Annotated in this window: 1 pseudogene; it reads right to left on the bottom strand. The window is 56.3% G+C overall.

Going from position 1 to position 412, the window contains the following annotated elements:
- Positions 1-118: 118 nt before the first annotated feature.
- Positions 119-412 (bottom strand): annotated as a pseudogene (locus AC07RN_RS21385) (phosphomannomutase/phosphoglucomutase); the annotation flags it as partial.

Raw genomic sequence — 412 nt, 5'->3', positions numbered from 1 at the left:
CTTGATCACCAGCGTCTTGCCGACGTAGCGTCGAATGTAAGGCAACGCTTCGGACAGGACCTTGGCGGTGTTGGCAGCGGCTTCGCGTTCGAGGGTCATTCAGGGCTCCGGGCAAAAATCAGAACGGTAATTGGAGATCAGGGGCAACACGTTTCAACTGGGCGTGGAACACGTCCTTGATGCGCTGCAACTCAGCCTCGGTATCCGCCTCGAAACGCAGGACCAGCACCGGTGTGGTGTTGGACGCGCGAACCAGGCCCCAGCCTTTGGCGTAATCGACTCGCACACCATCAATGGTGGTCAGGTTGGCGCCTTCACCCCATTGCGCATCGTGCAATGCGTCAATGATGCTGAATTTGCTCTCCTCGGTCACATGGATATTGATCTCTGGCGTAGAAATATCATTCGGGAA

The sequence above is a fragment of the Lelliottia sp. GFLA7 genome (assembly GCF_056490165.1).
The sequence above is the reverse complement of the archived record's forward strand: the minus strand, read 5'-3'. Positions and strand labels throughout refer to the sequence as shown.